Raw genomic sequence first — 1,878 nt, forward strand, 5'->3', positions numbered from 1 at the left:
CCAGCGCGGTGGCCTCCGGAGCGCGCCGGACCTGGTCCTCGAACAACTGATGGATGCACCGGTCGGCGGGATACGGGGCCTCGGTCCGGTTCCAGGTGTCCAGCAGCAATGTGCGTTCGTCGGGGGGGAGGATCGCCAGTTGCCGCACCGGCGTATGCGGGGCGTTCTCTAGGGCGAGGACCAGACTCTCCAGGGCTTGCTGCATATAACCGCAGACCCGTTCGGGCGAGAGCGTGTCCACCACCTGGGCGGTCAAGCCCAGGGCCTGACCGAAGTCCTCCACCGAGAGGCCGAAGGGATAGTTGGTACGTTCTTCGGCACTGAGCCAAGTAACCCCTTGCAGAGGGTTGTCGGCATCGCCAACTGCCGCAGGCATGGCGTTATGGCGGTAGTTGAGCAGGGCGCTGAACAGCGGTGCCGGCGCGGCCACGCCACTGCAACGTTGCGCCAAAGCCAGTGAGGCATGCTCGTGACGCAATAGGTCGGCCAGTCGCGTATGCGTGTGCCGCACACTGGTTTCGACATCGGTGTCGTCCAGATCCAACCTTAACGGCAAGGTGTTGATGAACAGCCCCATGGCCCGGTCGGCGCCTTCGCCGGCGTGCATGCGACCAAACAGGACCGTACCGAAGACCACCGAGCGGCACTCGCTGGTCTGGGCGATGACCTGACCCCAGGCCAGATGGCACAGACTGGCCAGACTGACCCCCAGACGGCGCGCCTGCGTGCGCAAGCGGTCGTTCAAGGCCTGTGGCAGCAGACGATGGGACTCGATGATGTGCCGTCCATCGCGGTGCACATCGCTCAAGCCAAACGGCAACGTGGGGGCATCGATATCGGCCAGCTGGCTGCGGAAGAAGCGTTCGTGCTCAGCCTGCGGGAGACCTAACCGGGCCTGAGCCACCAGATGGCGGAACGGTTGAGGTGTACGGAGCGTGTGGCCCTGACCGGTAAGAAGCGCCTGGACCTCAGCCTGGAGGATCTCCAGCGTAGAGTGATCACCAATCAGGTGATGCTGGAGTTGCAACAACAGCCAGCGATGACTGTCGGCATCGTAGGCAATGACGAAGCGTAGTAGCGGTGCTTGCGAGAGATCGATGCGATAGGAGCGTGGATCGAAACGCCGGGCCAGTTGCTCGTGGATAGGACCGTCGTGCGGATCGAGAGCCAGCTCGGTGAGGAGCAGCGGCGCCTGACGCCAGACCACCTGGGCCGGGGTGGAAAGGCCTTCCCAGACGAAGGCGGTACGCAGGATATCGTGTCGATCGACGACCTGTTGCACGGCCTCCAGGTAGCGATCGAGCAAGGCACGGTCGGTGAAGGCCATCTGGCCGATCAGCAGGTACGGATCGCCGTCGGTGGCCAGCAGGTGATGGAACAGGATGCCTTCCTGCAACGGAGCCAGGGCGTAGATATCCTGCAGGTTGGCCAGCCCCCCGGGTACCTGGGTGAGGAGGCGGTCGATGTCGGCCTGGGTGAGATCGATCAGGGGTAGGCGATCGGGTGTCAGGACCGTGTCTTGGGCGGTGATCGTATTGGGTGGAACAATCGCCTCACGGTAGGAGCCTAGAGTCGTAGCCAGATCGGCCAGGACGGGGGTGGCGAAGAGAGCGCGGATCTCGGTGCCCAGCCCTGCGCGGCGCAGTCGCTCCATCAGCTGGACCGCGAGCAGGGAATGGCCGCCGAGGGTGAAGAAGTGATCGTGGCGACCGACACGGTCGACGCCGAGCAGCTCGGACCACAGCTGAGCTAGCGTGGTCTCGATCTCCCCCTGGGGCGCCTCGTAGGCATGACGCGCAAAGGCCTCCCCGTCCGGAGCCGGGAGGGCTCGGCGATCGAGCTTGCCGTTGGGGGTGAGTGGAAGGCTGTCCAGGGTGA

General features: G+C 64.6%; 1 protein-coding gene. It reads right to left on the reverse strand.

The features are described 5' to 3' along the window. Positions 1 to 1,878: condensation domain-containing protein (locus tag G3N93_RS39475; RefSeq protein WP_241026900.1), on the reverse strand; the 1,878-nt coding region annotated here is incomplete at both ends.

Source organism: Burkholderia sp. Se-20378 (assembly GCF_017104665.1).
GTDB lineage: Bacteria > Pseudomonadota > Gammaproteobacteria > Burkholderiales > Burkholderiaceae > Burkholderia > Burkholderia lata.